The organism is Synechococcus sp. PROS-U-1 (genome assembly GCF_014279755.1).
Classification (GTDB): domain Bacteria; phylum Cyanobacteriota; class Cyanobacteriia; order PCC-6307; family Cyanobiaceae; genus Parasynechococcus.
The window spans coordinates 2,036,294-2,060,143 of sequence record NZ_CP047951.1 but is presented as its reverse complement, the minus strand read 5'-3'; the positions used below and the strand labels follow the sequence as shown (position 1 = coordinate 2,060,143).

Sequence of the window (23,850 nt, the reverse complement as noted above, 5' to 3'; positions counted from 1 at the left end):
TTCGGAAAAAGAACGGACTGTCGAGAAACACGTGATCGGGGGTGTGAATCACACCCCCGGAACGATCACTTGGTTTCGGCGGCGATCTTCTCGGCCTTGGCTTTCACTTCCTCGATGTTGCCCACCAGGTAGAAGGCAGCTTCGGGGAGGCTGTCCAGCTCACCGGAGAGGATCTGGTTGAAACCGGCGATGGTGTCGTCCAGCTTCACGTACTTACCGGGCATGCCGGTAAAGATCTCAGCCACGAAGAAGGGCTGGGAGAGGAATTTCTCCACCTTGCGGGCACGATCCACGGTGCGACGGTCGTCTTCCGACAGTTCGTCGAGACCCAGAATCGCGATGATGTCCTGGAGTTCCTTGTAGCGCTGGAGGGTGGACTGCACGGCGCGAGCGGTGCGGTAGTGCTCATCACCCACCACGGCTGGCTGCAGCATGGTGCTGGTGGAATCAAGAGGATCCACAGCGGGGTAGATGCCTTTGGAGGCCAGGGCACGGTTCAGCACCGTGGTGGCATCGAGGTGAGCAAAGGTGGTCGCAGGAGCGGGGTCGGTCAGGTCGTCAGCAGGGACGTAAACAGCCTGAATCGAGGTGATCGAACCTTCAACGGTTGAGGCAACACGCTCTTGAAGAGCACCCACGTCGGTGCCGAGGGTGGGCTGGTAGCCCACAGCGGAAGGCATGCGACCGAGAAGTGCGGACACTTCGGAACCGGCCTGCACGAAGCGGAAGATGTTGTCCACGAACAGCAGAACGTCCTGCTTGTTCACGTCGCGGAAGTGCTCCGCCATGGTCAGAGCGGAGAGACCCACGCGCATCCGGGCGCCGGGGGGCTCGTTCATCTGGCCGTAGCAAAGAGCCACTTTCGACTTGGAAAGGTCGTCAGCGTTGATCACGCCCGACTCTTTGAATTCCTCGTAGAGATCGTTGCCTTCGCGGGTGCGCTCGCCCACGCCACCAAAGACAGACACACCGCCATGCTCTTTGGCGATGTTGTTGATCAGCTCCTGAATCAGCACGGTTTTGCCCACGCCGGCACCACCGAACAGGCCCACCTTTCCGCCTTGGCGGTAAGGAGCCAGCAGATCGATCACCTTGATGCCGGTTTCGAAAACCTTGGGCTTCGTTTCCAGTTCGGTGAGGTTGGGCGCCTCACGGTGAATGGGAGCCGTCGTTGTGGTGTTGACGGGGCCTTGCTCGTCAACGGGCTCGCCGAGAACGTTGAAGATCCTGCCCAGAGTTGCTTCGCCGACGGGCACTGAGATCGGTGCACCGGTGTCAACGGCTGCCATGCCGCGAACGAGTCCGTCGGTGCCACTCATGGCAACGGCGCGAACACGGTGGTCACCCAGCAGCTGTTGAACTTCAGCCGTCAGAGCGACGTCATCACCTGCGGGGTTCTTCCCCTCAATGCGCAGGGCGTTATAGATCTTGGGCAATTTCCCTGCGGGAAATTCCACGTCCAGAACCGGGCCGATCACCTGACGGATCACACCCTTGGTGCCAGCAGTTGCAGGAGCAGAAGCGACCATAGGAAGGAGAGTTGCGGGAACAGGCGCAGCGCGCTCGCACCCATTCAGAGCGGCGCAACCATACCACTGTCGTGGGGGCTGCCCTAAGACCAGAGCTCTTTCGCTCCTGGTTCGGTCACCCGCACAGGTTCAGGTCTGGTCCAAGGGGGGCTCGGTTGCATACGTTGGCACTCATCGGCATCGAGTGCCAACTCGCGTCGATGCGTGGCGCATTGCGCCCTGTCCCTGTTCCTGCAAATACCCATGGCTGCTGTTTCCCTCAGCGTCTCGACCGTCAAACCCCTGAGCGACCGCGTGTTCGTCAAGGTCTCTGAATCCGAAGAGAAGACCGCCGGCGGCATCCTTTTGCCCGATACCGCCAAGGAAAAGCCCCAGGTGGGCGAAGTGGTTCAAGTGGGCCCTGGTAAGCGCAACGACGATGGCAGCCGCCAAGCTCCCGAAGTCGGTGTGGGCGACAAGGTCCTCTACAGCAAGTACGCCGGCACCGACATCAAGCTCGGCAGCGATGAATACGTGCTGTTGTCCGAGAAGGACATCCTGGCTGTCGTCAACTGAGATCAGCTCCACTGAGCCTCGGATTCCGACTCGGTTCAGCCTTCTTTATCCAACCTCTTCTTCATTAGGAACCGCCTTCCATGGCAAAGCGCATCATCTACAACGAGAACGCCCGTCGCGCTCTCGAGAAAGGCATCGACATCCTTGCCGAATCCGTTGCGGTGACCCTGGGCCCCAAGGGCCGCAACGTGGTGTTGGAGAAAAAGTTCGGTGCTCCCCAGATCATCAATGACGGTGTCACCATCGCCAAAGAGATCGAGCTCGAAGACCACATCGAGAACACTGGTGTTGCCCTGATCCGTCAGGCCGCCTCCAAAACCAACGATGCTGCTGGCGACGGCACCACCACTGCCACCGTCCTGGCCCACGCCATGGTCAAGGCGGGTCTTCGCAACGTGGCTGCCGGTGCTAATGCCATCACTCTGAAAAAAGGCATCGACAAGGCCTCTGATTTCCTGGTCAGCAAGATCCAGGAAATGGCGAAGCCCATCGCTGATAGCAACGCCATCGCCCAGGTCGGCACCATCTCCGCCGGCAACGACGAAGAAGTCGGCAAGATGATTGCCGATGCCATGGACAAAGTTGGCAAGGAAGGTGTGATTTCCCTCGAAGAGGGCAAGTCCATGGAGACCGAGCTCGAGGTCACCGAGGGCATGCGTTTCGACAAGGGCTACATCTCCCCTTATTTCGCGACTGACACGGAGCGGATGGAAGCCGTCCTCGACGAGCCCTACATCCTGCTCACCGACAAGAAGATCGGTCTTGTGCAGGATCTCGTGCCTGTGCTGGAGCAGATCGCTCGCACCGGCAAGCCGCTGCTGATCATTGCTGAGGACATCGAGAAAGAAGCCCTCGCCACCCTGGTGGTGAACCGTCTGCGCGGCGTGCTGAATGTGGCCGCCGTGAAGGCTCCTGGTTTTGGCGATCGCCGTAAGGCCATGTTGGAAGACATGGCTGTTTTGACCAACGGTCAGCTGATCACCGAGGACGCCGGCCTCAAGCTTGAGAACGCCAAGCTGGAGATGCTGGGCACCGCCCGTCGCATCACCATCAACAAGGACACCACCACCATCGTTGCTGAGGGCAACGAGGCGGCTGTCGGCGCCCGCTGCGAACAGATCAAAAAGCAGATGGACGAGACTGACTCCACCTACGACAAGGAGAAGCTGCAGGAGCGTCTGGCCAAACTGGCTGGAGGCGTGGCTGTGGTGAAAGTGGGTGCGGCCACCGAAACCGAGATGAAGGACAAGAAACTCCGTCTCGAAGATGCCATCAACGCCACCAAGGCGGCTGTTGAGGAAGGCATCGTTCCTGGTGGTGGGACCACCCTGGCTCACTTGGCTCCGGCTCTGGAGCAGTGGGCCGCTTCCAGCCTCTCCGGCGAGGAGCTGATCGGCGCCAACATCGTGGCTGCCGCTCTCACCGCTCCACTGATGCGCATCGCTGAAAATGCAGGTGCTAACGGCGCTGTCGTGGCCGAGAACGTCAAGGCTCGCGCTGGTGCCGAAGGCTTCAACGCTGCTTCCGGCGAGTATGTCGACATGCTGGCTGCCGGCATCGTTGACCCCGCCAAGGTGACCCGTTCCGGTCTGCAGAATGCCGCCTCGATTGCAGGCATGGTTCTGACCACCGAGTGCATCGTGGCTGATCTGCCCGAGAAGAAGGAAGCAGCTCCTGCCGGCGGCGGCATGGGCGGCGGCGACTTCGACTATTGATGTCTCGCAGTGGGTGGTCTGCAGATCACCCGCTTCACTCAAATTCCAGTCATATCAAGAGGTCCTGCGGGACCTCTTTTTTTGGCTTCCGCAATTCTCTTGACGCGTCTAGACCTATCAAGACATGTGGCTGCAGAGGTGCAGCGTCATCTGCAGGCTGGAATCTTTGGTGGTGCCAAAGCATGCGGGCTTAATGTATTGCTTGGTATGGTTATGTCGGGACAAATGCCTCAGCGCCCCGGTGCCTTTGCGGCACAGTTTGCCCCGGAGACGCTCCAGCGTTTCAAGGACCTCTGTCGACAGCAGGACAAGGCTTATTCAAAGGTGTTGGAGCGCCTAGCGGTGCTCTACATCGAGACCAACGGTGCTGTGTTAGCTGATCGGTGGTCTGCCCCTGGTGCTCCCGTTGCCACAACTCAAGGCGTTCAGAAGCGTCAGGTGCAGGTGGAAACATTGCAGAACAAGCTGCTCGAAGACCTGCTTAAACGGGTCGAACTTCTGGAAAAGAAGGACGTAAAAATGTTGTATGAGCTGGATCGGGTCTATAAAGAGCTCGCTTTTTTGAAATCTGGCTTACAAAGTCCTAGCTGATTTCATTGCGTGCAAGACACCACTCTCCACTATGCCTTGATGGCAAACTCATACAGTTTTTGGCTGAGTTGAGAGAGGAGTTGGTTGGTTTCATCCGCTGAGAATTCCGATGAAAAAGCGATCTTTTCTTCCACAAATGTTTTGCCAAGCTTGCGCTTCATCTCCCGCTTCACTTTTTTGAAATCGTTTTGAATCCCTTCGAACTCCTGCTCGGTGAGCAGGAATTTGGTCTGCTTTGATTGGAGCGAGATCGTTTTGAATAAACTTCTCAATTTGCCTTGATCGGCATGGGGGTGTTGCTGGTTGAGGAAGTTTTTGAGGCGTATGCTTACATTGCTTTTTGATTCGTTGGCATTGATGAGTTGGTATTGATCGGTTTGCTTGAGGCGAAGCACGTTCTGCAGAAGGAAGAGAACCGGCCCACCCGGATGGTTCGTTGCCGTTTTGAACGGGACATAATTCATTCTTTCCCCAAAAATGCGATTGAGTGTGCTGATCGACTTGGATGTACTGGGGATTTTGAAGGCTTTATCAGATGCACTGCCTTGGCCTGCTATCAGGCCAATCAGGGGATTGTATTTCCCATTTTTGATTGTTTGCTGCAGTGCAGAGGTAATGAAGGCGTAGGGCGAGCGAACCAAGGCAAATGGTTCAATCAGGAAGCCATGCTGTTCGAGCTTTGTCTTCAGTCTGACCAAGGATTGCTCAGGCATGGTCGATATCCCTTCACCACTGATCAAGATGTTGTGGTCTTGATCCAGTAACCGGCTCAGGCTTTGGCAGTGGTTATAAACAGTTTGTTGTTTTTTGTCTGTTGACGGGTTGGATTGACCACTGCCATCCCAGAGATGCTGCGCCTTCTCATCAAACACATCTCGAATCTGACCGGAATGATTGGCAGAAAACTTTTGCTTTTTACCACGAAATTTTGGGAGAAAAATTTCTTCCTGCTCGAGCAGTTTGCGATTGTGTTGCAGGGTGAGCTGGAAAGATGTAGTGGCTGTTTTGTGGAAGCCTACATGCAAGAAGCAACGTTTTATCATTGATGATTTATTGGAATCGCACAATTGCTATGGGTAATTTATCAGAGCGTGAACATCTTGGGAGGATTCCAAGCCTTTGGTCGTCGGGAGGAGAGCTCGACAGCAAAGCTTGAGGGGGTTCAGGGGGTCTAGTGACCGGATGCCCGAAAGCCTGGGCTCTCAGCTTGTGATGGGAGGTGGTTGTTTTATCAAACTCAACATCCAGAAGCAAACCTTTTAGGCATTGCATCCCTGTTTTGAAGAACGAACAATGATACTTTTTTGATTTCTCCCTGTATGTCGCAATTCATCCATCCAGCGGAGGAGTTCATAATCATGTTGAAATACTTCCATGTATTTTTTATTAAAGTCTTGATCTTGCTCGAGTGCTTTGCGAAGGCTGTTTGATTTAGGTATTACCTTCTTGGCATAGAGTTTGGATAAGGGTAGATCAACAAGGTTTGCTGAATCACTAAAGCCCCAGTTCTTCCCAGGTTTTGATGTCGAATTCATATGAGGGGGTATATAGTTAAATCTCAAAGCATTATTAATATATTCCAAGTCGTCCCGAAGGGATTCAACCTTTAGTGGAAATAGTCTTGTGCTTGCGCTGCATAACTTTATGACATTCAAATGTTCTTTGCTGATTAGCTGCGGCGTGAAGTGCGGATTTATCGCTTCGAGGGACCCATTGACTTTGCATTCCCATAAAAAAAGAATCATTTCTCGAAGCGAAAAGTCGCCCTCATTTCGGGTTCCTTCGCATTTTTGATTTAGGCTTTGAGTAATGGCTATTGAGAATTCTTGGGAGAATTCCTGGATTTTTTCTTTCCGTCAAAGATTGTTCGATTCTCGTAAATATGGAACTTATTGATAAAGCTGCTTGTGATCCGGCTGGCTGGATCCCGGTAAGAAACAACGATCTTGTTGGCTTTTGGCTGCTCAGTGGTGGTTAACGATTTTAATTTATTGATGTCTTTGAAGTTGTGGCCTGCTTTGGCAAGATAAGTGCGCATGGACATCGCCTTTTGGCATGCTTGCCCTTCATCAAATGAATGCTTGATCCAATGAGATAGTGCCGTACAGGCACATTTCTGTGACCAGGTTACGATACATTTTTTGGAATGTAAATAATAAAAATTCAAGCTTATTTTTGTTCGTTCCTCGATATTAAGCTTCAGCCGTTAATTCTTGGAAAACATTACTTTATTTTCTTGTTAAGGATTATACAATGAGGTGTCTGCTTCAATGCCTTTCGCTTTGCATGGTTTTGGCGTGAATTTATTGTTGTTTAGAGGCTTTAAAGTTTACTGTCTTTGTTGGGAATGTTGTTGCTGTTTTGATTTCTCGATGATTTTCGTGTGAAGAATGATGTTTAGTCGTCTTTATTCTGTTCGCTCCATTTTTTTGGCCGCTGCTGGCCTGATCGTTTAAAGTGATCTAATGATGCTTCGGCAGGCGTGAAGACGTGCTTTCTCCATCTGGGCTTGCATAAAACAGCATCCTCTTCGTTTCAGCAGACATGCGCCTCAAATCGTAAGTTTCTTGGCAAGCAAGGCCTTCACTATCCATTGTTTGCCTGTGAATACTCTCGCCCAAAACGCTTAAAAATCAATAATCATTCGGTTCCTTTGCGCTGTCTTTATGAACAAAATCCTCGTAATTATCATATAAATAAGCGCTGGAAAATTACTCGCCTTGATGAGGTGATCCAGGATTACGATGGTCAGCTTTCTGCAGCATTAGCGAGCGACACATCCATCATTCTCAGTGGTGAGGGCTTGTCACTGCTGAGTGTTAAAGCCTTGTCGCAACTGACGGAACGGATTCGGGGCAGGGGGTTTGCGATTCGACCCTTGGCTCTCGTTCGATCACCGTTGGACTATGCCCACTCGATTGCGCAGCAATTGATTCGCGGTGGTCAGCATTTGGAGTTGGTTGGGTGTGGTCCATTGCTGTTGCCCCAGCCGATGAAGCGTTTGACGATTCCCGATGGTCAGCGTGAGTTGTCGACGCTGATGTCTGTCTTTGGTCAGCAACTGGAGCTTGTGCCGTTTCGACGGGCTTGTGCTCATCCCAAAGGGCCTGTCGGGTATTTGCTGGAGGAGTTCTGTGGCATCTCTCAGCTGGAGTTGATCAAATTCCAGAGCAGCCAGGAATCCAAGAGCAATGGATGGGTTCGTCTCCAAAATTTGATCAACAAGCGCTGGCCGGTGTTTGATCAAAGCAAACAGCTCAATGCCGATCACTTTCGTCTGAAAGAGGATTTAGATTCCACAGGTAAATTCAGACTAACGAGGAGAGAGGTCGGCCTGCTGGAGAATCAATTGATGCGATCCAATCAGTCGATGGTGGATCTGCTCTCGGAGGAATTTATTTTGGCCGATGATTCTGTTTCTGAGGAGCTTTCCGTGGATGAGATTTCTAACGTCATCACCGACTTGTGCCGATTCACGACGCTTAACTCTGCTGTTTCTTGATCTGAGCTCGTTCCAGTAATTGCCCCAGACGTTGTCCTTGAGGGCGATTGATTTTGGCGATTTCTAAAAGTTCAACCTCAACATGCACTGGGGTGTCATCAGCCTGACTTGTTTTGATCAGTGTGTCGATGGTCTCATTGCAGAGCCGTTGTGCTGGATTATTGACCAGTGCTTCCAAGAGAGTTTGGCTGATCAGTTTGACCGACTGTTCTTCTTCTTGTCTGATTTTCTGAAGTCGCTTGGCTGGATTGTTTGTTTTGAGATCTTTCTCGAGTGTTTGATGAACAGTCAAAGGCTCTTCTGCTCTTAGATAGCTGTTGATGATTTGAAGGTATGGATCATTCTTTTCGTAGAGCTTTTCGAGGCTTTGTGGAGAAATCCGGCTGCGTTGTGTTTCTGTATTGGGTAAGCTTTTCGCAAGAGCATCCGAAAGCCTTGCACTGATCCAAGGGAACTGGTCATAATAAAGAGCATTAATCATCATTAGCATCTGCAGTTCTTTCTGGCTCAAGCTTCGGTTGATGACCAGGTCGCTCATCTGTTTGCTTGGAAACAAATCGCTGCATCCAATGGCATCAAAAACTCGTTGGGATATCGTTTTTTTGTGCCGTGAATAATTGAGGAGTGTGATTGGAATGTTGTGCCGGGAAAGCTGCGTTAGAACTTCAGCGGCCTTTTTGTGGTGTGAAGAGATGAAATGGCGCCGTTTGAGAAACTGTTCAAAGGGTTTACTCTCTCCGTGCCTCTTCACCCTCTGCTGATATTCAGAAGACAACATTTCTTCTAGCTCACGAACAGCAAGAATCACGTGGACCTCGACGGCATCATTCCATTGATCTTTTTGATCGATAAATTCAGGTAGATGCCAGAAGAGAGACTCTGAGCTCAAAACAACGGTATACCCAGGAATGTTTGAAGCGGCAAGCTGAATGCATTGCTGGCTCAAGCTGTTTGTCGGATTGTGTTTCCAGTTCCCGGATGTGATTTCGAAGCGTGCAGCACGTTGCCTTTCATTGGGATCAATCGGATAATTGATTCCGTTCTTAAGTAGAGCCTCTGCGGAAATTGCGAGCGCTGATTGAATCGCGGAAGTTCCTGTTTTGCCGTGGCCTGCGTGCAGAACAATCTTTGTTTTTGCCACCGCTATCGCATTATTGATTCAATTTTAGCATTTCGATTTCTGTCGCTCTCTGTCTGTTTGCTGTGGCCGGGATTTCTTCTCCATCCTTTGCATTGCCCTGTTGAACCTTGTTGTCATAGTCTTGGCTGATCTGTGATGCATTGAGGTTGTTGGATGTTGCGGAGCTTGGTCATCCATGTGGGGGCGCAAAAGTGCGCCTCCTCGTCTCTGCAGGCATCGTTGAGGCTTGTGCATCAAGCCCTGAATGGTCGTTTTGGGTTTTGTTTTCTGAATCCAGCGCAATTGCGCTCGACTGACTTGGCCATTTCCAAGCAGAAGGTCAGCGCCTTCGGCTATGTCGACCAAGTGCTCTCCGGTCAAACGGCCGATCAGGTTGTGATCAGCCATGAAATGCTTGGTAACCGCCCTGCTTTGGTGAGTGCCATCGCAGAGCGCGCCTTGAACATGTTCTCGTTTGATCGTGTTGTTATCAGTGGCTATACGAGATTGCAGTCAAATTATCATGTTTCATCGTTTGCTCAGTGGTATTTTCGTGATCGCAAAAAGCTGCTTTCGGATATTAAGGTTTTCAAGGAATTGGGTTTGCCTTGGCGCAAGTTTACGGCCCAAGAAAGAAGCTTGTTTGCGCTAGCTTTTGCGGGTAAGGATCGAAATTGGTGTGCAAACTATAGGCGTTTTATTGCTGGGGTAAAGCATCTCTCTGGTCGTGTTCGTGTGGTGAGTTGTCACATTCCCACGCGCCAGATTCCCTATTCACTCCTGCAGCATTTTGTGGAGTCGACTGGTCTGGATCTTGCGATTGATGATCTTGCGTCAATGGATGTTCGTAAGAATCAATCGTTCCATCCTGCCGTTATCCATGGTGTCTCAAATTTCTCCAGTGACCTTCCTCTAGGTTGTCAATCTTTTTTTCCTGGTCCTCACGAGGGTAATCGTTGGTTGTTCCGTGTTTGCGACCGGCTGGCCGGTGAAGTGGATGTAATGAATGAATTTGAAACGTTATTTTCGCCGGCTTTTGAGCGTTGTTTGCTAAATCACCTGGATAGCAGAACTGCTGTTGATAACAAAGACTATTGCGAGCTCATGTCTGTGGATGAGCGCTATTTTCAGCCGTTGCCTGATGCTTTGTCAAAAACAGCTGATGAACTCAAGGATTTTGCTTCCGAAATGGCCGATGAGCGTCGACTAAAGGCGATTGAAGCATTTAATCGCTCAGTTCAAAGTGCCTGTTTCAGTGCCGCAAGGAAGGAGATTATCAGCACTTAATTCAGCCAACCAGCACTGAGAATGACGGCCAAGGAAAGGAATAAAGCCAGGCATGTCCATGTCAGCCGGTTCAGCGTTGCTTCCGCGCTGCTGGCGCTGCTGAACATGGAGCTTCCGCTCGCTGCCAATCCACCCATGCCATCGCCTTTGGGACTGTGAAGCAGCACAAGCACAATCAGCAGGATTCCTGTGCCGATCCAGCTCCAGGACAGAATTGAGGTGAGCATCAGACGGAAAGAGGTAGGCGAGCAGTCATGGGCGTGGTGTCCATGTTGGACATGGGTGCAACCAGGCTGAGGCCTGTCATGGCCTCGGGTTGCGGCAGGTTGAGAATCTGAAGCAGTGTTGGCGCGATATCGGCGAGGCCTCCGTTATCGCGGAGTGTGATCGCATTGCCGTGGCCAGGCAGCTTGCGCCTCTCTCCCTCGATCAGGATGACCGGGACTGGATTGGTGGTGTGGGCTGTCCATGCCTGTCCGTCCGGGCCCTGCATTAACTCTGCATTGCCGTGATCGGCTGTGATCAGCATGGTTCCTCCCTGACGGCCTACCGCATCCAACAGCCGACCAATGCAACCATCCACGGTTTGGATCGCCTCCTTGGCGGCGTCCATCACACCGGTATGACCCACCATGTCGGGATTGGCATAGTTGATGACAATCAACGAGTAGTCAGCCTTCTCGATGGCAGCAATGCAGCTGTCGGTGAGCTGTTCGGCTGACATCGCTGGTGACAGGTCGTAGGTGGCGACCCTCGGAGACGGCACCAAGTGTCGGTCTTCTCCGGCCAGCGGCTGTTCGATACCGCCGTTCATGAAGTAAGTGACGTGGGGATATTTTTCCGTTTCGGCGGTTCGGTACTGCTTCAGTCCTGCCTCAGCAACCACCTGACCCAGCAGTTGGTCGAGCGGCTCTGGTGGAAAAGCAACGTGGACGGGCAGGTCCTGTTCCACCTGGGTGAAGGTCACCACATCCAACGTTGGAACATGGCTTCGCTCGAACGCGTCAAAGTCTGGAAGGCAGAGCGCTTGGACGATCTGACGGGCGCGATCAGGTCGGAAGTTGAAGACCAGAACACTGTCGCCGTCTTTGATGACGCTGTTCCGCAGGCGGACCGGTTCGAGGAATTCATCGGTGATTCCATCGGAATAACTGGCAGCCAGCACTTGCTCAGGCGTTCGGCTGTCAACGGCGATCTCTGGATCGGTGTAGAGGTTGTAGGCCTTTTCGGTTCTGTCCCAGCGCTGGTCACGGTCCATTGCCCAGTACCGACCGCAGAGACTGGCGAGTTGTCCAACGCCGCTCTGGGTCAGGGCCGTCTCCACCTGGCTGATGTAGTTCGGCGCGCTTTGGGTTGGAGTGTCTCGACCATCGGTAACGGCATGAACAGAGAGATCGGAGAGGCCGTTCTCGGCGGCCCACTGGATCAGTCCACAGAGATGGTTGACATGGCTGTGGACGCCGCCATCGGAGCAGAGGCCGAGCAGATGCAAGGTGCCTCCCCGCTGTTTGATCCGTTCCACCAGCGCCTTGAGAGCGGGCGTCTCTCCCAGTTGGTTGCTGCCAACGGTCTCGCTGATCCGCACCAACTCTTGGCGGATGATTCGGCCGGCTCCGATGGTCAGGTGGCCCACCTCTGAATTCCCCATCTGCTGATCGGGCAGGCCCACGTGGGAGCCGCTGGCTTCAATCAGCGTGTGGGGATAGGCATGCCAAAGGGCATCCATCACCGGAGTGCCGCTTTGTTGGATGGCGTTGTGCGCACTGTCGTCCCTGTGGCCCCAGCCATCAAGAATGGCAAGAACCAGCGGTGACACTGTGCCGGAGCGTTCTGAGCCGTTGGTAGTGCTTTTCCCCACGTTTACCCGCGACCGACGGTTCTTAAGGACTTTTGCAGAATCAACCTAACGCTCCGCCAGCACTCAGGCTTCAGTTTCACCCAATCACCACACTGCTGCACCGTTTATCTCCCATGGCTGACCCTGACAGGATTGAAATTCTCTCGGAGCGCGAGCTTGGTTTCACCCTGACGCGCTTGGCTTCTCAGGTGCTGGAGAGTGCTGAGGACAGCCGCAGGCTGATGTTGCTGGGCATTCCGACACGAGGTGTTCAGCTGTCCAAGGTGCTGGCGGCTGAGTTGGAGAGGCTGACGGGCCACGCCATCTCTCAGGGTTCGATCGATCCCACATTCCATCGCGATGACCTAGAGCGCATCGGAACCCGCTTGCCGCAACTGACGACCCTGCCGAACAGCATTGAAGATCGACAGGTCATCCTTGTGGATGATGTGATTTTCACCGGGCGGACGGTTCGTGCAGCGCTGGAAGCTCTCCAGAGCTGGGGGCGGCCTCAACGGGTGATGCTGCTGGCCATGGTGGACCGAGGACATCGCGAGCTGCCCATCCAGCCTGATTTCTGTGGCCGCGTTGTTCCAACCCGACGCAGCGAAACAATCGAACTGCGCCTGCAGGATTTGGATGGCGAGGAGGGGGTGTTCCTCAGCCGGCTCAGTCCGCCGGCGTGAGCTCGTCGGCGCGAAAATGGGCCTTGTAGCGGCCGAAGGCAACGATCACCGGAAGCGTCGGGCTGATCACACGCCCCTTCCAGTCGTTCAGGACGTTCACCACGTCACCGCTTTGGCCTTTCATGTCAAAGGCCTGACCCCGGTGTTCGGGATGGTTGAACACCACGACGGATGCCTCAACCGTCACCCTGTCGCCCGCCTGCATTGCACCTGAGTCATCCACCGAATCATTTTGTCACGGGCTCGGGGATGTACGCCGACAGAAACTTTCGGGTCCGTCTTCCTCGACCCGTCCGCCGAGATGGCTGCACCCCGTGGAAAAAGCTGTCCAAGGATCAAGGCCTTGGCGCAGTTGGTCCTGGACGGCGGCATCCAGCGCGTCACCGCTGATCACGTCGGCATGCACCGCTGGATGCTGTTGGTGTTCCTGGGCAGCGTCGAGGGCCTGAATCGCATTCTCGACCTGTTGTCGGGTGGCACGGGCCTCCTGTTGCCACCAGGGATGGTCGAGCTTGTTGAGGCTGTCCAGCGCTTCCCACCAGCGTTCCTGCTCGACCAGCTGGACCAGCCGGAGCTGTTCCAGCTGATTGCGGTTCCAGATCTCCATCAGCGTTGCACTGAGTTGGCTCACCGAACTGCGTGCGTGGCCTTTCAGGGGGTCCAGCAGGTCGAGTGCTTTCTGAAGTTCACCTTCACGAAACAGTGCGACAGCCTGATCCTTGAGGGATTGTTGCCAGCGATCGAGGGTTTGACGATGGATGTCAAGGTCGCCATGGCCTGATGCGATCAGTTGCTGCTGCAACGCAAGAGCGGCGATGGTGTGGCCTTCTTCCCAGAGCTGTGCGGCGTGCTTCTGGCGGCAGAGGGCCTGTTCTTCAGGCGCCCCGTCGCCCAACCAACGCAGGGCAGCTAATTGCTCACTGGTTCGGATGCAGGCCTCGTAGTCGCTGGCATTGATGGCGCTTTGGAGTTGCTGAGGAAGCTGTTTTTCCCACCAGTAGGCTCCCGTCGCGATCGACAGAACCATCCCCAGGGTTCCAAGACCCCAGAGCCGCAACAACAGATGGCGCGGAGCCGCCAAGAACCAATGAGCCGTGAGCTGATTCTGTTTTATGGATTGACAGCCACTGTTCCAAGGGTCTGTGGACGGACGTGTTATCGGACAGCCCCCAGCGTTGGGTGGGACCAGACTTGTCCGGAGCGCAGATCGTTGATCTCCAGCTGCAGCTGCGCTTCAGCATCAATGCTCCAGCGCAGCCTCAGGCAGTCTTCGCCCTGTTCGCCTGGCGGTTCCAGCGGCAACACCAGAGCGTCGCTGGGCCAGGGCTGATGGCTGACCTCGCCAGCGGCTTGCTCCTGCAGGGTTGGTAATCCATCGACAAAAACCACGCTGTGGCTGCCCTGGGAGATCGGTTCCCCCAGCACGAGCTCAAGGCTGTGTTGTTCGTTCTGGCTTGCGGCAAGAACGAGATCCAGGGGGGCTGGGCTCGGCCAGGGCTGCCCTGCAACAAACAGGGGATGCCAGCGGTGGCTGTTGCTGCGCTGATCCCAGAAGCGCAGCGAAACGCCGTGTTGGAGAACATCCCTGATGGCCACTCCTGGTGTGAGTTGCAGGGCACCGAGGGCCACCGCTTCCACCGGTGGCGGGGTGAGCAAGCGGGCTGGCGCCGTGTTGTCGGCAAGCCATTGGCGCAGGAGGGGCAGCTGGGCACCACCCCCGACGGCCACGACTCCCTCCAGATCCTCCAGGGTGCAGTTGTTGCGGCGACCACCGGCCAGACAGGTCTCCAGCAGTTGTTCGAGTGCATCCCCGAATCCGCGCTCCAGCAGCAGTGTGTTGAGCTCGCTGCGCGACAGGCGGAGAACATGCTCCTGCTCATCCACCGCTAATTCCATCAGCTGCTCGCGTTCGGCCAGTGTGGTGTCGCTTAAGCGACATTTGAGTCGTTCGGCGGCATTGAGCAGGGCGGAGCTGGCGGGTTGTCCTGGGCAACAGCGGTCGACAATCCAGCGATCGATGTCGCGGCCACCAAGGCGAAGGCCTGCTTTTCCCAGAACCATGGCTGTGCGGAGCATCTGGCGGCTGTTGTCCCCCAGGCTGCGTCCACCAAGACGCAGCAGTTGCGCGATAGGTGCGGCACGACCTTCCCCTCCTTCCAACGCCACCAAGGCCAGATCCAGGGTGCTTCCCCCCAGGTCCACCACCAGCAGCGTGGATCCAGCCGGGAGTCCTGCCCCCATGGCTGCAGCAGTGGGTTCATCGACAAGGGCAATCTCGGCCACTGGCAGCGTGGTGCAGGCCTGCAGCAACCAGCTGCGGTAGGCCCGATAGCACTCAACGGGGGCAGTGAGCACCAGCCGCTCAATCGCAAGATCTGGAGGCAGACGGCTCCAGATCTGCTGAATCAGCTGCTCTCCGGCCCAGCGAGCAGCCTCCTGATTCGGGGCGTCCGTTTCACCGATCCTGCCCTTGAAGTCGCGATGCAGACGGATGTCACTGGAGTCATTGAGCCCGGACTCGAGCACCTGCCGACCAATCAGGGGTTGTTGCTTTGCGTCCCACACCAGGCTTGGAATCTCACCAGCTCGGCTGCAGATGGCTGGAAGGTTCAGTAGATCGGCTGTGGTTGATGTCGAACCCTGATACGCCACCACCGTTGTTGTGCTGCCCAGGTCGATGGCGAGTGTTCCGCCCCGCTGTTCTGAATGTTGAAGCTTTTCTTCGCCCACGCGATCTCTGACCGTGCTCGGGGCACGGTGAAGTCAGGATGAGACTAAGGGGACTGGAGGCGATGGATCGATTGCAACAGCTGATCTTCTCCTTTTACCGGGAAGATCCAGAACTGCAGGACAGGCTGGAGCCGCTGCGGAGCTGTCGCATGCATCGCAGCTGGGGCAGCATCCGCATCGAGTGTGTTGACGATGCACATCTCGAGGAGCTGAGTGGTTTGGTCGTGTATCTGCGTTTGCCTCTTGCCGCCCTGGGGCTGGGACGGCAGATCGTGTTGCGTGTGCCCGGCTCTCGTCAGCGTGCTTACCCCATGCACGTGCCCTTTCACACCGATCAGCTGGCCTGAGAAGGTCACCACTTAATCTGAAGCTGTTTGATTTAGAAACCTGTGCTTTCGGCCGGAGTTGATTCCACAGATCTCGCCAAGCGTGGCGAAAGCTTGATCCGTCAATCAAGCAACCGCTATCTGACGACGGTGCGGATTGCCTTCCGCGCCAAACAGCGGCGCTTCGATGACTTCGATGGCCTGCTGGAGGAGTCCAGTGTCAAGCCAGTTCAACGGGCCATCGTTGAATTGAGCGACGAGCAAGATCAGCCCGATCTGCTGCCTGGTTGATCCTCCGGGTGTGATTCAGCAGGAGGGAGCTGGATGGCGTTTGTCGCGGGATCCCTCCCGTGGTCAGTACTGCGTTCTTGTGGGGGGAGAACGCTGGGCTTTTGAGTTGACTGAGCCGGAGTGGCGAGATCTGGTTGATCTCGTGGAGACCTTGGAGCAGCAGCACCAGGGTCTGGTTGACCAACTGATGCCGGACGAAACGATTGAGCTAGAGCTGGATCGTGGCGTCTGGTGGGGTTGCCTGAGCGGTGATTGCAGCCAGTGGGAGCTGCGCATCCTGCTCACGCCGCTGAAGGGGCGTGCTGCAGAGGGTGAATGGCCAGCCCCCGCTGCAGCGGCAGTGGTGGCTGCGATGAGAACCCTCTGGGACTCGCAGCATTGATTAATGCAGCTAATCGTTTTTGCGGCATTGATTTCCCCCGCCCTTCGCCGAAGGCTCTGCACAGCTTTTCCACAGCCCATGCGCTGTTAATGCCGTTGTGGTGGGCTGCTGTGGAAAAGCCGTGGTTTTTGTTCTTTCTGCTTGACGTTGGTGATGGTCTGTGCGGATCCGTCTGCTCTGGTGCTCTGCCAGTGCCAGAGCGGCCTCCAGGCAGGGATCTCGTATGGAGACGAATGAGAATGGTGTTGTGTTGGCAGCCCTTGACGGTGGCGCCTTGGTGTGGAGAACTGGTGTTCGTTCGAAAAAACAAAAGATGCCGGAAGGCCTTGAGCAAGCTTCCACGGCTGAGTGCAGTGTTGTGAGTTTCCAATCGGATTTGCCGCAGCCCCTTCAGCAGGCCATGACCCAATTCATCGAAGGTCATCCGAATTGGGATCAATACCGTCTGGTTCAGGCTGCGCTGGCAGGATTCCTGGTGCAGAACGGCAAGCCCTCTCGTGAAATCACGCGGGTTTACGTCGGAAACATGTTCCGCCGGGAGTCACTGCTTAATGGTGTCTGAGGACGGCAGCAGGCCATCAACACCAGAGCGCTGAAGGGAAGGCTGAGGAGTAACCCCAGGGTGGCTCCGATCAGTCCCAGCAGGTTGATCCCCAGCAGCATTCCGAGCAGAGCAAGCACCTTGAGGCCGTTGCGATGCACCAGCTGGCGGCTGTGGTCCATCGCCTGAAGGGCACGGCAGCGCTCGTGCACCAGCAGGGGCAACGCCATGATCTGGCTAAACAGCCAGCTCAGCAGTACCAGTCCGCCCAGCAGCACGCTGAGGCTGGCCAGGGCGGTGCTCCAGCGTCCGAGCATCCAACTCAACGACTGAATCAGTCCGAGCCCCCCCAGAAGGAGCAGCAGTTCAAGCAACACCAAGGTGAAGGCCTGACGCAGGAGCTGTTGCCAGCTCTGCTTGGGAGGGTCGACACGCCGATCAGGGAGCAGGCCATCCGTCAGCCGCAGCAAGGCCAGGAGGGGAAACAGGGGAAGCACCAGGCTGGCCAGTACTGACAAGTCCCCCAGTCGGTTCAGCCATGGGGATCCCGCCAGGCGCAGGTCATGCCCGACCACTGCTGGGCCGCTGGTGCTGATCAGGACCAACGCAGCCAAGCCAACACAACGCCAAGGCCCGCGGCTGAACCCGATCCAGGCCCGAGGCAGCAGGGTGAACAGTGGGATCTCAGTGGAGCTGGCCAAGCCGTGAGAGGAGGTCGTTGGCGGTTTTGGCGGGAACAGGAAGGATCGACAGCCTGTTCCCTCGTTTGATCACGGGCAGCTGTTCTTCGCTGTAGAGCTCACGCAGCTGATCGAGACTCAGTAGGGCTTCAAATTCTCCGAGAAATCGCAGCCGAGCACAGTCCCAGCGTGGTTTTTCTGGCGTTGATTTGGGGTCGTAGTACTTGGCTGCCGGATCAAACTGGGTGGGGTCTACGAGGCCGGTCTCCATCACCTCCATCAGCCCGATGATCCCTGGTGGTTTGCAATTGGAGTGGTAGAAAAAAGCCTGGTCGCCAACCTCCATGCTTCGCATAAAATTGCGGGCCTGGTAATTCCTGATGCCGTCCCACAGCGTGGTTTCTTCTCGACGAAGATCATCGATCCCGTAGGCGTCGGGTTCGCTTTTCATCAACCAGAAGGCCACGTCACACGGCTTGCTTACCTCCATCATCGGACCGTCCGGCCCGGATGCATCCCATTGCGTTCGTTTTGTCTCAGGCGGCGTCCAGAAAGGGTTGGACCAGGGCGCGGAAGTGCTCGCCTCGCGCTTCGAAATCCCGGTATTGGTCAAAACTGGCGCAGGCTGGTGACAGCAACAGTGCGGAGGCACCCTGCCGCTGCACGGCCACCGCAGCCAGATTGACAGCGGTTTCGAGCTCCTGGCATTGCAGGAGTTCGCCTGGATAGCCAGCCGCCTTGGCCAGGTTGGCCAGTTCTTCAGCCCCTGTTCCGAACAGGATCAGGCTGCAGGCCCTGGTTTCGAGCGTCTTCATCCATCCACTGGCATCGCCACGTTTGGTTTGCCCCCCGGCCAGCACCACCACCGGTCCCTGCATGGCTTTCAAGCCGACCTCAGCAGCGTCGTAATTGGTGGCTTTGCTGTCGTTGAAAACGTTCGCTCCTGCCAGGGTTCCGAGGTGTTCGAGCCGATGAGGGACGCCCGGAAACGTGCTTAGGGAGGCCGCGATCTGCTGGGGGGAGAGGCCGACCGCCAATGCTGCAGCGGTAACCAGCAGGAGGTTTTGCCGATTGTGGCTGCCCGGCATCGCCAGGACATCAGCAGCGAACAGCGTGGTGGTGCTGTTCCGCACCATGCCTTCGGCATCAATCCAGAGATCGGCTGGCTGGCCATCCGGTCTTGCCCCTTCACCGCTCACCCATGTGCCGTGCTGCCAGCTGCTTCGTTGCTGGCGCAGATCCGGATCATCGGCATTGAAGAGGGCGCACTGTGAGCGTTCGAGCAGCCCACGTTTGATGGCTCGATAGGCCTCCAGGCTGCCGTGGCGCTCAAGATGATCAGGCGTCAGCGTTGTCCAGATCCCGATCTTGGGGGCAACTGTGGGCGCTGCCTCAATCTGATAACTGCTTAGCTCCATCACGAGCCAATCCGGCTGTGGCGTGGCCCCGGAAGCGATCTGACAGGCCAGTTCCGCAGCGGAGAGGCCCATGTTCCCCCCCATGGGGGCCTTGAGGCCCGAGCTCTCCAACACATGGCTCAGCAGATGCGTGACCGTGGTTTTGCCGTTGGTTCCCGTGATGCCGATCCAGGGGATCTGGCGGAGGGCATCCCAGGCCAGGTCCATCTCGCCACGAACCTGGATGCCATCTGATCGCAGTTGGAGCAGGGTTGGGTGATCCCAGGGAATTCCAGGGCCGATCACCACAGCATCCAGGCCATCTCGCCAGGTCTGGAAGCTCTCTGGGGTCAAGGGCTGCCCTAAGGCAACCTGAATTCCTTCTTGACCCAGCGTTTTCGCGATTTGTTGCAGGGCATCGTTGTCGCCCCGCTCGAAAACAACAACGTCACGATTCTGCTGCTTGAGCAAACGTGCAGCACCCAAACCTGAGCGCCCCATGCCAACGACAATCGTGCGTGTCATCGCAAGGTTTGAAGCTTGAAAACGCAGTCCCTTTCAGGGAAGTGGGCGATACTGGATTTGAACCAGTGACTCCTACAATGTCAATGTAGTGCTCTACCCCTGAGCTAATCGCCCGTCAAATGATCGAATTTGGAATCTCGTGATTCCCTCGATCGAGGCAGAACATTAGCAGCCGATGGGGATGTTCAACTCAGCTGCGGCGCAGTTCAACGCGCCAACGCTCCCGTTTTGTGCGTGTGAGCGAGAGAACTTCCACTGAACCGCGGTCCTGCAGCTGCAGGCGGTCCCCCACCACCAGTTCACGGCTCGCTTGCCGCACGCTCTCCCAGTTGAGCCTCAGGCGTCCAGCTTTGACGTGGGTCACGATCTTGGCCCGAGACAGTCCGAACCCTGCTGATGCGATCGCATCCAGGCGGCAGGACGCCTCCACCGTCTGCAGGGTGCGGACGCTGCGTTGCACGGGCGGCTGCAGCTGTTCCAAGGGACGAGATTCGCAGCGGATCTCCACATCGCGGACGGCACCCAAGCGTCCATGAAGGGCTTCAGCAGCGCTGGGGGTGCAGATCCCTTGCCCGCCTCGATCGCCCCGCACCCAGAGGTCACCAAGGCTGGATTCGTCCATGCCCATGTCCTGCAACGCTTTGCGCAGGTCGTCGGGGGAGAGGGGGTCGAAGAGGAAATTGCCTTCGATCAGCACACCTTGGACGGGTGCCGCCGCATCGGGGGTGTCATCGCGTCGATGGCAGAGCAGCCGTTGGCGTTCGGCCCCTGGATAGCCACCGTCAGCCACCCAGGTCAATTCACTCAGGCTGCCAAGCCGAGCCAGGGTTTCCTCACAGAGTGGTGCGCTGAGGAAGGGACTCCATGCCGGTTGCCAGGTGCGTAGGACCTGCTCCGCTAGATCGATCAGCACGGTCAGCCCGCCGGGGTCTTGGGCTCCGTCCAGCAAATCCTCCCGGGGCAACATCACAGGTCGTCGAGGCGAACCACCTGTTGTGGGCGCGACCGTTGAATCACCTGCCACGGCGCCTCGATGCCGTTGGGGGTTTCCAGGAGCACCAGCCAGCGTCCTTCGTCGCGTCGGTTGCGCAGAATCCGTACGCCCGCATCGTTGTCTGAGTCCACGCTGGCGGCCGCGGCGTAGCTCCCCATCAGGCCGGAGCCCATGCCCAGTAGGCCGCCGATCAGGGTTTCACCCCAGGGGCCAAAGCTGGCGAAGGTGGTGAGGGTGGTGATTTTGGTAAAGGTGACCCCTGCAAGGAAGCCGAAGGGCATCAGCCAGCGGGCCATGCTCTGCTGCCGCTGCTGGCGGGTCAGGTCGGGGTTCAGCAGGGCGACCTTGTCGATGGCATCCCCGTCAGGAGGGATCGTTAAACATTTCAGCAGCGGCAGATCGGTGTCCCGGAGTCGCTGGGTCAGGCCTTCTGCCGATGGGGCATCGGCCATCACCATCACACAGACGGGCATGGGTCATTCAGATCTAATGCGCTGAATTCTGAACCCTGTGCTTCGAACTGGAGGGGGTGGTGGATGTTGATCTCTACAGTTCACGGCGGCAGTTCTGCGCCTTTCGATGACGAAAGTTCTTGTCTCTGATCCGATCGACCAGGCCGGGATCGACATCCTCGGCCAAGTGGCGCAGGTGGATCAGCGCACCGGTCTCTCCGAGGATGAGCTGATCGGCATCATCGGTGAGTACGACGGATTGATGATCCGTTCCGGCACCCAGGTGACCGCCGCGGTGATTGCTGCGGCAAGCCGGCTCAAGATCATTGGCCGTGCGGGAGTCGGTGTCGACAACGTGGACGTCCCTGCGGCAACCCAGCGGGGAGTTCTGGTGGTGAATTCCCCTGAGGGCAACACCATTGCTGCAGCGGAACACGCCCTGGCCATGATGTTGACGCTGTCGCGTCATATCCCCCAGGCCCATGCCGGCATGCGGGCCGGCAAGTGGGACCGCAAGAAGTACGTCGGCAACGAGCTCTATAAGAAAACGCTTGGCGTGGTCGGTCTCGGCAAGATCGGCTCCCACGTTGCCCGGGTCGCCCAGGCCATGGGGATGGAAGTGATTGCCTACGACCCGTTCATCGCGGCTGACCGCGCCCAGCGGATGCAAGTGAAGCTCTCCGAGCTTGATGAGCTGTTCCGCTCCGCCGACTACGTCACCCTGCACATCCCGCGCACCAAGGACACCGAAAACCTTGTGAATGCGGAGCTGCTGCGGACGATGAAACCCACCGCCCGCATCGTCAACTGTGCCCGCGGAGGCGTGGTGGATGAGGCGGCCATCTCTGAAGCCATCAACAACGGTGTGATCGCCGGGGCAGGGCTGGATGTGTATGCCAGTGAGCCTTTGGCAGAAGACTCCCCTCTGCGGGCGGTGGAGCGGGGGCTCGTGCTGACGCCCCATCTCGGTGCCTCGACGGAGGAGGCCCAGGAAAATGTGGCGATCGATGTGGCCGAGCAGATCCGTGATGTGCTGCTGGGTCTACCGGCTCGCAGTGCGGTCAACATCCCCGGCCTCAGCGCAGAGATCATGGAGCGGCTCAAGCCCCACCTGCAGCTCGCAGAGACCGTTGGTCTGCTCGTCAGTCAGCTGGCCGGCGGCCATGTGAAGGAAATGGAACTGCGGCTTCAAGGTGAATTCGCCAGCCACCCGTCTCAGCCTCTGGTGATCGCGGCCCTGAAGGGTCTGCTGAGTGCCGGCCTTGGCGACAGCATCAACTTCGTGAATGCCTCCCTGGAGGCCAAGGCCCGCGGCATTCAGGTGCTGGAGGTGAAGGATGAAAGCAGTCGTGATTTCGCCGGCGGCTCGCTTCAGATCACCACCCGTGGCGATCAGGGCAGCCGCAGCGTCACCGGAGCTGTTTTCGCCGATGGCGATCTGCGCATCACCAGCATTGATGCTTTCCCGGTCAATGTGACGCCGAGCAGCCACATGCTGTTCACCCGGCACCGGGACATGCCTGGAATCATTGGTCACCTGGGGTCCTTGCTGGGTGAACACAACGTCAACATCGCCGCGATGCAGGTGGGTCGAAAGATCGTGCGCGGGGACGCGGTGATGGTGCTCAGCATTGATGATCCGATTCCTGCCGACCTGCTGCAGACGATCACGGCGATCGAGGGCATCCAGGAAGCTCACCCGGTCACGCTCTGATGTGGTGGCGTCTGACACTGCCGTGCCCTCCAGAGCTGGAGGAATCGCTGGTGTGGAAGCTGACGGATCTGGGATTGCATCGCCATGCGGTGCAGCATGCGCCGGAAACGCCTGACCGCAAGACGCTGCTGGTTTGGTTGCCCCAGCCGGAGTGGCCGGAGCCTCAACGGCGTGAGCTGATCGCCAGCCTGCAGCCGCTGGCAGAGCCCTTTGGCCTCAGCCTGCCCGAAGGGCGTTGGGATGATGTGGCCGACGAGGATTGGAGCCTCAGCTGGAAACAGCACTGGCAGGCGGATCCGGTCGGCAGGGGGATGTTGATCCTCCCGGCCTGGCTGAAGGTCCCTCCGGAGCATGCGGACCGCCTGGTGATTCGGATGGATCCGGGCAGTGCCTTTGGCACCGGCAGCCACCCCACCACCCGGCTTTGCCTGGAAGCGTTGGAGCAGTTGCCTCCTGTGGGGTCTCTGGTGGCCGACCTGGGTTGCGGAAGCGGTGTGTTGGGGCTCGCTGCACTGGGATTGGGGGCGCAGGCGGTGGTGGCCGCTGACACCGACTCTCTGGCGGTGCGGGCCACAGCCGGCAACCGCAGCCTCAATGACCGATCCGAAGCCGAGCTTCAGGTGGCCCTCGGCTCCGTGGACCGACTGACCGAGTTGCTCGCGCCCCGCCGCGCTGATCTGCTGCTGTGCAACATCCTGGCTCCGGTGATCGAGGCCCTCTCGCCTGGGTTCGAGGCGCTGCTCCAGCCGGATGGACGCGCCCTGCTCAGCGGGCTCCTGGTGGATCAAGCACCGCGCCTGAAGGACGTTCTGGGGGCATTGGGTTGGGTGGTTACTGCGGAAGCGGAACAGGGCCGCTGGGGGCTCCTGGAGATCCGTCGACGGCAGCCCTAGCCATATAAGCCATTCTTATCAGAGGAGGGCCTCCGATTGGTCCTTCTCCCCAGTCAGGCAGGAATCGTTTGGTTGAGCACCTATTTGAAGTAAAAAAGTGCTG

Annotated in this window: 26 protein-coding genes and 1 tRNA gene; 12 read left to right on the top strand and 15 right to left on the bottom strand. The window is 57.0% G+C overall.

The genetic code is table 11. The features are described from left to right. Positions 1-65 precede the first annotated feature (65 nt). The gene (atpD, locus tag SynPROSU1_RS11235; RefSeq protein ID WP_186570578.1) at positions 66-1,529 is read right to left on the bottom strand and encodes a F0F1 ATP synthase subunit beta; all 1,464 of its coding nucleotides are present in this window, start codon (positions 1,527-1,529) and stop codon (positions 66-68) included. Positions 1,530-1,772: 243 nt separating this feature from the next. On the opposite strand from atpD, the gene groES reads away from it, so the two are divergent. The 3 genes from groES (at position 1,773) to SynPROSU1_RS11220 (ending at position 4,390) form a co-directional block, all read left to right on the top strand. Then, on the top strand, positions 1,773-2,084 hold the full coding sequence (gene groES, locus SynPROSU1_RS11230) for a co-chaperone GroES (protein ID WP_186570577.1): 312 nt from the start codon (positions 1,773-1,775) through the stop codon (positions 2,082-2,084). A gap of 80 nt (positions 2,085-2,164) precedes the next feature. Then, positions 2,165-3,799, top strand: coding sequence for a chaperonin GroEL (gene groL / locus SynPROSU1_RS11225; protein ID WP_186570576.1), 1,635 nt, complete (start codon positions 2,165-2,167; stop codon positions 3,797-3,799). Positions 3,800-3,937: 138 nt separating this feature from the next. Beyond that, the gene (locus SynPROSU1_RS11220) at positions 3,938-4,390 is read left to right on the top strand and encodes a hypothetical protein (protein WP_255444657.1); all 453 of its coding nucleotides are present in this window, start codon (positions 3,938-3,940) and stop codon (positions 4,388-4,390) included. A 29-nt stretch (positions 4,391-4,419) separates the two neighbouring features. Here SynPROSU1_RS11220 and SynPROSU1_RS11215 read toward each other — a convergent pair whose 3' ends face one another. Continuing rightward, positions 4,420-5,457: a hypothetical protein gene (locus SynPROSU1_RS11215; RefSeq protein WP_222929883.1), complete on the bottom strand. Its 1,038-nt coding sequence runs from the start codon at positions 5,455-5,457 to the stop codon at positions 4,420-4,422. A 746-nt stretch (positions 5,458-6,203) separates the two neighbouring features. Beyond that, complete coding sequence (locus tag SynPROSU1_RS11210) at positions 6,204-6,434, bottom strand: hypothetical protein (protein WP_222929882.1); 231 nt, start codon at positions 6,432-6,434, stop codon at positions 6,204-6,206. 465 nt (positions 6,435-6,899) lie between these two features. Here SynPROSU1_RS11210 and SynPROSU1_RS11205 point away from each other — a divergent pair, with 465 nt between their 5' ends. Further along, positions 6,900-7,892 (top strand): hypothetical protein, encoded by a 993-nt coding sequence (locus tag SynPROSU1_RS11205; RefSeq protein WP_222929881.1) that lies wholly within the window; start codon positions 6,900-6,902, stop codon positions 7,890-7,892. Here the strand turns inward: SynPROSU1_RS11205 and SynPROSU1_RS11200 are convergent. Then, positions 7,873-9,033 (bottom strand): hypothetical protein, encoded by a 1,161-nt coding sequence (locus tag SynPROSU1_RS11200; protein ID WP_186570572.1) that lies wholly within the window; start codon positions 9,031-9,033, stop codon positions 7,873-7,875. The two genes, SynPROSU1_RS11205 and SynPROSU1_RS11200, sit on opposite strands and share 20 nt — an antisense overlap. A 297-nt stretch (positions 9,034-9,330) precedes the next feature. Here SynPROSU1_RS11200 and SynPROSU1_RS11195 point away from each other — a divergent pair, with 297 nt between their 5' ends. Next, positions 9,331-10,299, top strand: coding sequence for a hypothetical protein (locus SynPROSU1_RS11195; protein WP_186570571.1), 969 nt, complete (start codon positions 9,331-9,333; stop codon positions 10,297-10,299). On the opposite strand, the gene secG is transcribed toward SynPROSU1_RS11195, so the two are convergent. Together secG and gpmI are read right to left on the bottom strand one after the other, a co-directional pair. Further along, complete coding sequence (secG, locus tag SynPROSU1_RS11190; protein ID WP_186570570.1) at positions 10,296-10,526, bottom strand: preprotein translocase subunit SecG; 231 nt, start codon at positions 10,524-10,526, stop codon at positions 10,296-10,298. The two genes, SynPROSU1_RS11195 and secG, sit on opposite strands and share 4 nt — an antisense overlap. Next, the gene (gene gpmI / locus SynPROSU1_RS11185; RefSeq protein ID WP_186570569.1) at positions 10,526-12,157 is read right to left on the bottom strand and encodes a 2,3-bisphosphoglycerate-independent phosphoglycerate mutase; all 1,632 of its coding nucleotides are present in this window, start codon (positions 12,155-12,157) and stop codon (positions 10,526-10,528) included. The genes secG and gpmI overlap by 1 nt, the downstream gene beginning before the upstream one ends. Before the next feature lie 113 nt (positions 12,158-12,270). On the opposite strand from gpmI, the gene pyrR reads away from it, so the two are divergent. Beyond that, complete coding sequence (gene pyrR, locus SynPROSU1_RS11180; protein WP_186570568.1) at positions 12,271-12,822, top strand: bifunctional pyr operon transcriptional regulator/uracil phosphoribosyltransferase PyrR; 552 nt, start codon at positions 12,271-12,273, stop codon at positions 12,820-12,822. Here pyrR and SynPROSU1_RS11175 read toward each other — a convergent pair. From SynPROSU1_RS11175 to SynPROSU1_RS11165, 3 genes are all read right to left on the bottom strand, one after another. Continuing rightward, positions 12,806-13,027 (bottom strand): ferredoxin-thioredoxin reductase variable chain, encoded by a 222-nt coding sequence (locus SynPROSU1_RS11175; RefSeq protein WP_186572369.1) that lies wholly within the window; start codon positions 13,025-13,027, stop codon positions 12,806-12,808. The genes pyrR and SynPROSU1_RS11175 overlap by 17 nt on opposite strands. A 30-nt stretch (positions 13,028-13,057) precedes the next feature. After that, the gene (locus SynPROSU1_RS11170; RefSeq protein WP_186570567.1) at positions 13,058-13,903 is read right to left on the bottom strand and encodes a hypothetical protein; all 846 of its coding nucleotides are present in this window, start codon (positions 13,901-13,903) and stop codon (positions 13,058-13,060) included. Between the two features lie 74 nt (positions 13,904-13,977). Continuing rightward, the gene (locus SynPROSU1_RS11165) at positions 13,978-15,552 is read right to left on the bottom strand and encodes an Hsp70 family protein (RefSeq protein ID WP_186570566.1); all 1,575 of its coding nucleotides are present in this window, start codon (positions 15,550-15,552) and stop codon (positions 13,978-13,980) included. 62 nt (positions 15,553-15,614) lie between these two features. On the opposite strand from SynPROSU1_RS11165, the gene SynPROSU1_RS11160 reads away from it, so the two are divergent. From SynPROSU1_RS11160 to SynPROSU1_RS11145, 4 genes are all read left to right on the top strand, one after another. After that, positions 15,615-15,899, top strand: a complete 285-nt coding sequence (locus SynPROSU1_RS11160; RefSeq protein ID WP_186570565.1) for a hypothetical protein — start codon at positions 15,615-15,617, stop codon at positions 15,897-15,899. A 42-nt stretch (positions 15,900-15,941) separates the two neighbouring features. Beyond that, positions 15,942-16,169, top strand: coding sequence for a DNA-directed RNA polymerase subunit omega (locus tag SynPROSU1_RS11155; protein ID WP_186570564.1), 228 nt, complete (start codon positions 15,942-15,944; stop codon positions 16,167-16,169). A gap of 10 nt (positions 16,170-16,179) precedes the next feature. Beyond that, positions 16,180-16,551, top strand: coding sequence for a DUF1818 family protein (locus SynPROSU1_RS11150; protein ID WP_186570563.1), 372 nt, complete (start codon positions 16,180-16,182; stop codon positions 16,549-16,551). 313 nt (positions 16,552-16,864) lie between these two features. Next, positions 16,865-17,113 carry a DUF2811 domain-containing protein gene (locus SynPROSU1_RS11145; RefSeq protein ID WP_186572368.1) on the top strand — a complete coding sequence of 83 codons (249 nt, stop codon included), beginning with the start codon at positions 16,865-16,867 and terminating at the stop codon, positions 17,111-17,113. Here the strand turns inward: SynPROSU1_RS11145 and SynPROSU1_RS11140 are convergent. The 6 genes from SynPROSU1_RS11140 to SynPROSU1_RS11115 form a co-directional block, all read right to left on the bottom strand. Further along, entirely contained in the window at positions 17,065-17,793 is a 729-nt protein-coding gene (locus SynPROSU1_RS11140; protein ID WP_186570562.1) for a hypothetical protein, read from the bottom strand. The two genes, SynPROSU1_RS11145 and SynPROSU1_RS11140, sit on opposite strands and share 49 nt — an antisense overlap. Next, positions 17,777-18,223 (bottom strand): EVE domain-containing protein, encoded by a 447-nt coding sequence (locus SynPROSU1_RS11135; RefSeq protein ID WP_186570561.1) that lies wholly within the window; start codon positions 18,221-18,223, stop codon positions 17,777-17,779. The genes SynPROSU1_RS11140 and SynPROSU1_RS11135 overlap by 17 nt, the downstream gene beginning before the upstream one ends. 85 nt (positions 18,224-18,308) lie before the next feature. Continuing rightward, positions 18,309-19,694: a UDP-N-acetylmuramoyl-L-alanine--D-glutamate ligase gene (murD, locus tag SynPROSU1_RS11130; RefSeq protein WP_186570560.1), complete on the bottom strand. Its 1,386-nt coding sequence runs from the start codon at positions 19,692-19,694 to the stop codon at positions 18,309-18,311. A gap of 42 nt (positions 19,695-19,736) precedes the next feature. Then, positions 19,737-19,808 (bottom strand) — tRNA-Val (locus SynPROSU1_RS11125). A gap of 76 nt (positions 19,809-19,884) precedes the next feature. After that, positions 19,885-20,661, bottom strand: a complete 777-nt coding sequence (locus SynPROSU1_RS11120; protein ID WP_186570559.1) for a photosystem II S4 domain protein — start codon at positions 20,659-20,661, stop codon at positions 19,885-19,887. Then, positions 20,661-21,161 (bottom strand): hypothetical protein, encoded by a 501-nt coding sequence (locus SynPROSU1_RS11115; protein WP_186570558.1) that lies wholly within the window; start codon positions 21,159-21,161, stop codon positions 20,661-20,663. Before SynPROSU1_RS11115 ends, SynPROSU1_RS11120 begins: the two co-directional genes overlap by 1 nt. A gap of 106 nt (positions 21,162-21,267) precedes the next feature. Here SynPROSU1_RS11115 and serA point away from each other — a divergent pair, with 106 nt between their 5' ends. Both serA and prmA read left to right on the top strand, forming a co-directional pair. Then, positions 21,268-22,854, top strand: coding sequence for a phosphoglycerate dehydrogenase (serA, locus tag SynPROSU1_RS11110; protein ID WP_186570557.1), 1,587 nt, complete (start codon positions 21,268-21,270; stop codon positions 22,852-22,854). Continuing rightward, positions 22,854-23,747 carry a 50S ribosomal protein L11 methyltransferase gene (gene prmA / locus SynPROSU1_RS11105; RefSeq protein ID WP_186570556.1) on the top strand — a complete coding sequence of 298 codons (894 nt, stop codon included), beginning with the start codon at positions 22,854-22,856 and terminating at the stop codon, positions 23,745-23,747. The genes serA and prmA overlap by 1 nt, the downstream gene beginning before the upstream one ends. The last annotated feature ends 103 nt before the right edge of the window (positions 23,748-23,850 follow it).

Coding starts and splice junctions, on each gene's coding strand:
- atpD (WP_186570578.1), bottom strand. CDS start 1,529: ATGGTCGCTTCTGCTCCTGCAACTGCTGGCACCAAGGGTGTGATCCGT.
- groES (WP_186570577.1), top strand. CDS start 1,773: ATGGCTGCTGTTTCCCTCAGCGTCTCGACCGTCAAACCCCTGAGCGAC.
- groL (WP_186570576.1), top strand. CDS start 2,165: ATGGCAAAGCGCATCATCTACAACGAGAACGCCCGTCGCGCTCTCGAG.
- SynPROSU1_RS11210 (WP_222929882.1), bottom strand. CDS start 6,434: ATGTCCATGCGCACTTATCTTGCCAAAGCAGGCCACAACTTCAAAGAC.
- secG (WP_186570570.1), bottom strand. CDS start 10,526: ATGCTCACCTCAATTCTGTCCTGGAGCTGGATCGGCACAGGAATCCTG.
- pyrR (WP_186570568.1), top strand. CDS start 12,271: ATGGCTGACCCTGACAGGATTGAAATTCTCTCGGAGCGCGAGCTTGGT.
- SynPROSU1_RS11175 (WP_186572369.1), bottom strand. CDS start 13,027: ATGCAGGCGGGCGACAGGGTGACGGTTGAGGCATCCGTCGTGGTGTTC.
- SynPROSU1_RS11160 (WP_186570565.1), top strand. CDS start 15,615: ATGGATCGATTGCAACAGCTGATCTTCTCCTTTTACCGGGAAGATCCA.
- SynPROSU1_RS11145 (WP_186572368.1), top strand. CDS start 16,865: ATGCCGGAAGGCCTTGAGCAAGCTTCCACGGCTGAGTGCAGTGTTGTG.
- SynPROSU1_RS11135 (WP_186570561.1), bottom strand. CDS start 18,223: ATGAAAAGCGAACCCGACGCCTACGGGATCGATGATCTTCGTCGAGAA.
- murD (WP_186570560.1), bottom strand. CDS start 19,694: ATGACACGCACGATTGTCGTTGGCATGGGGCGCTCAGGTTTGGGTGCT.
- SynPROSU1_RS11120 (WP_186570559.1), bottom strand. CDS start 20,661: ATGTTGCCCCGGGAGGATTTGCTGGACGGAGCCCAAGACCCCGGCGGG.
- SynPROSU1_RS11115 (WP_186570558.1), bottom strand. CDS start 21,161: ATGCCCGTCTGTGTGATGGTGATGGCCGATGCCCCATCGGCAGAAGGC.
- serA (WP_186570557.1), top strand. CDS start 21,268: ATGACGAAAGTTCTTGTCTCTGATCCGATCGACCAGGCCGGGATCGAC.
- prmA (WP_186570556.1), top strand. CDS start 22,854: ATGTGGTGGCGTCTGACACTGCCGTGCCCTCCAGAGCTGGAGGAATCG.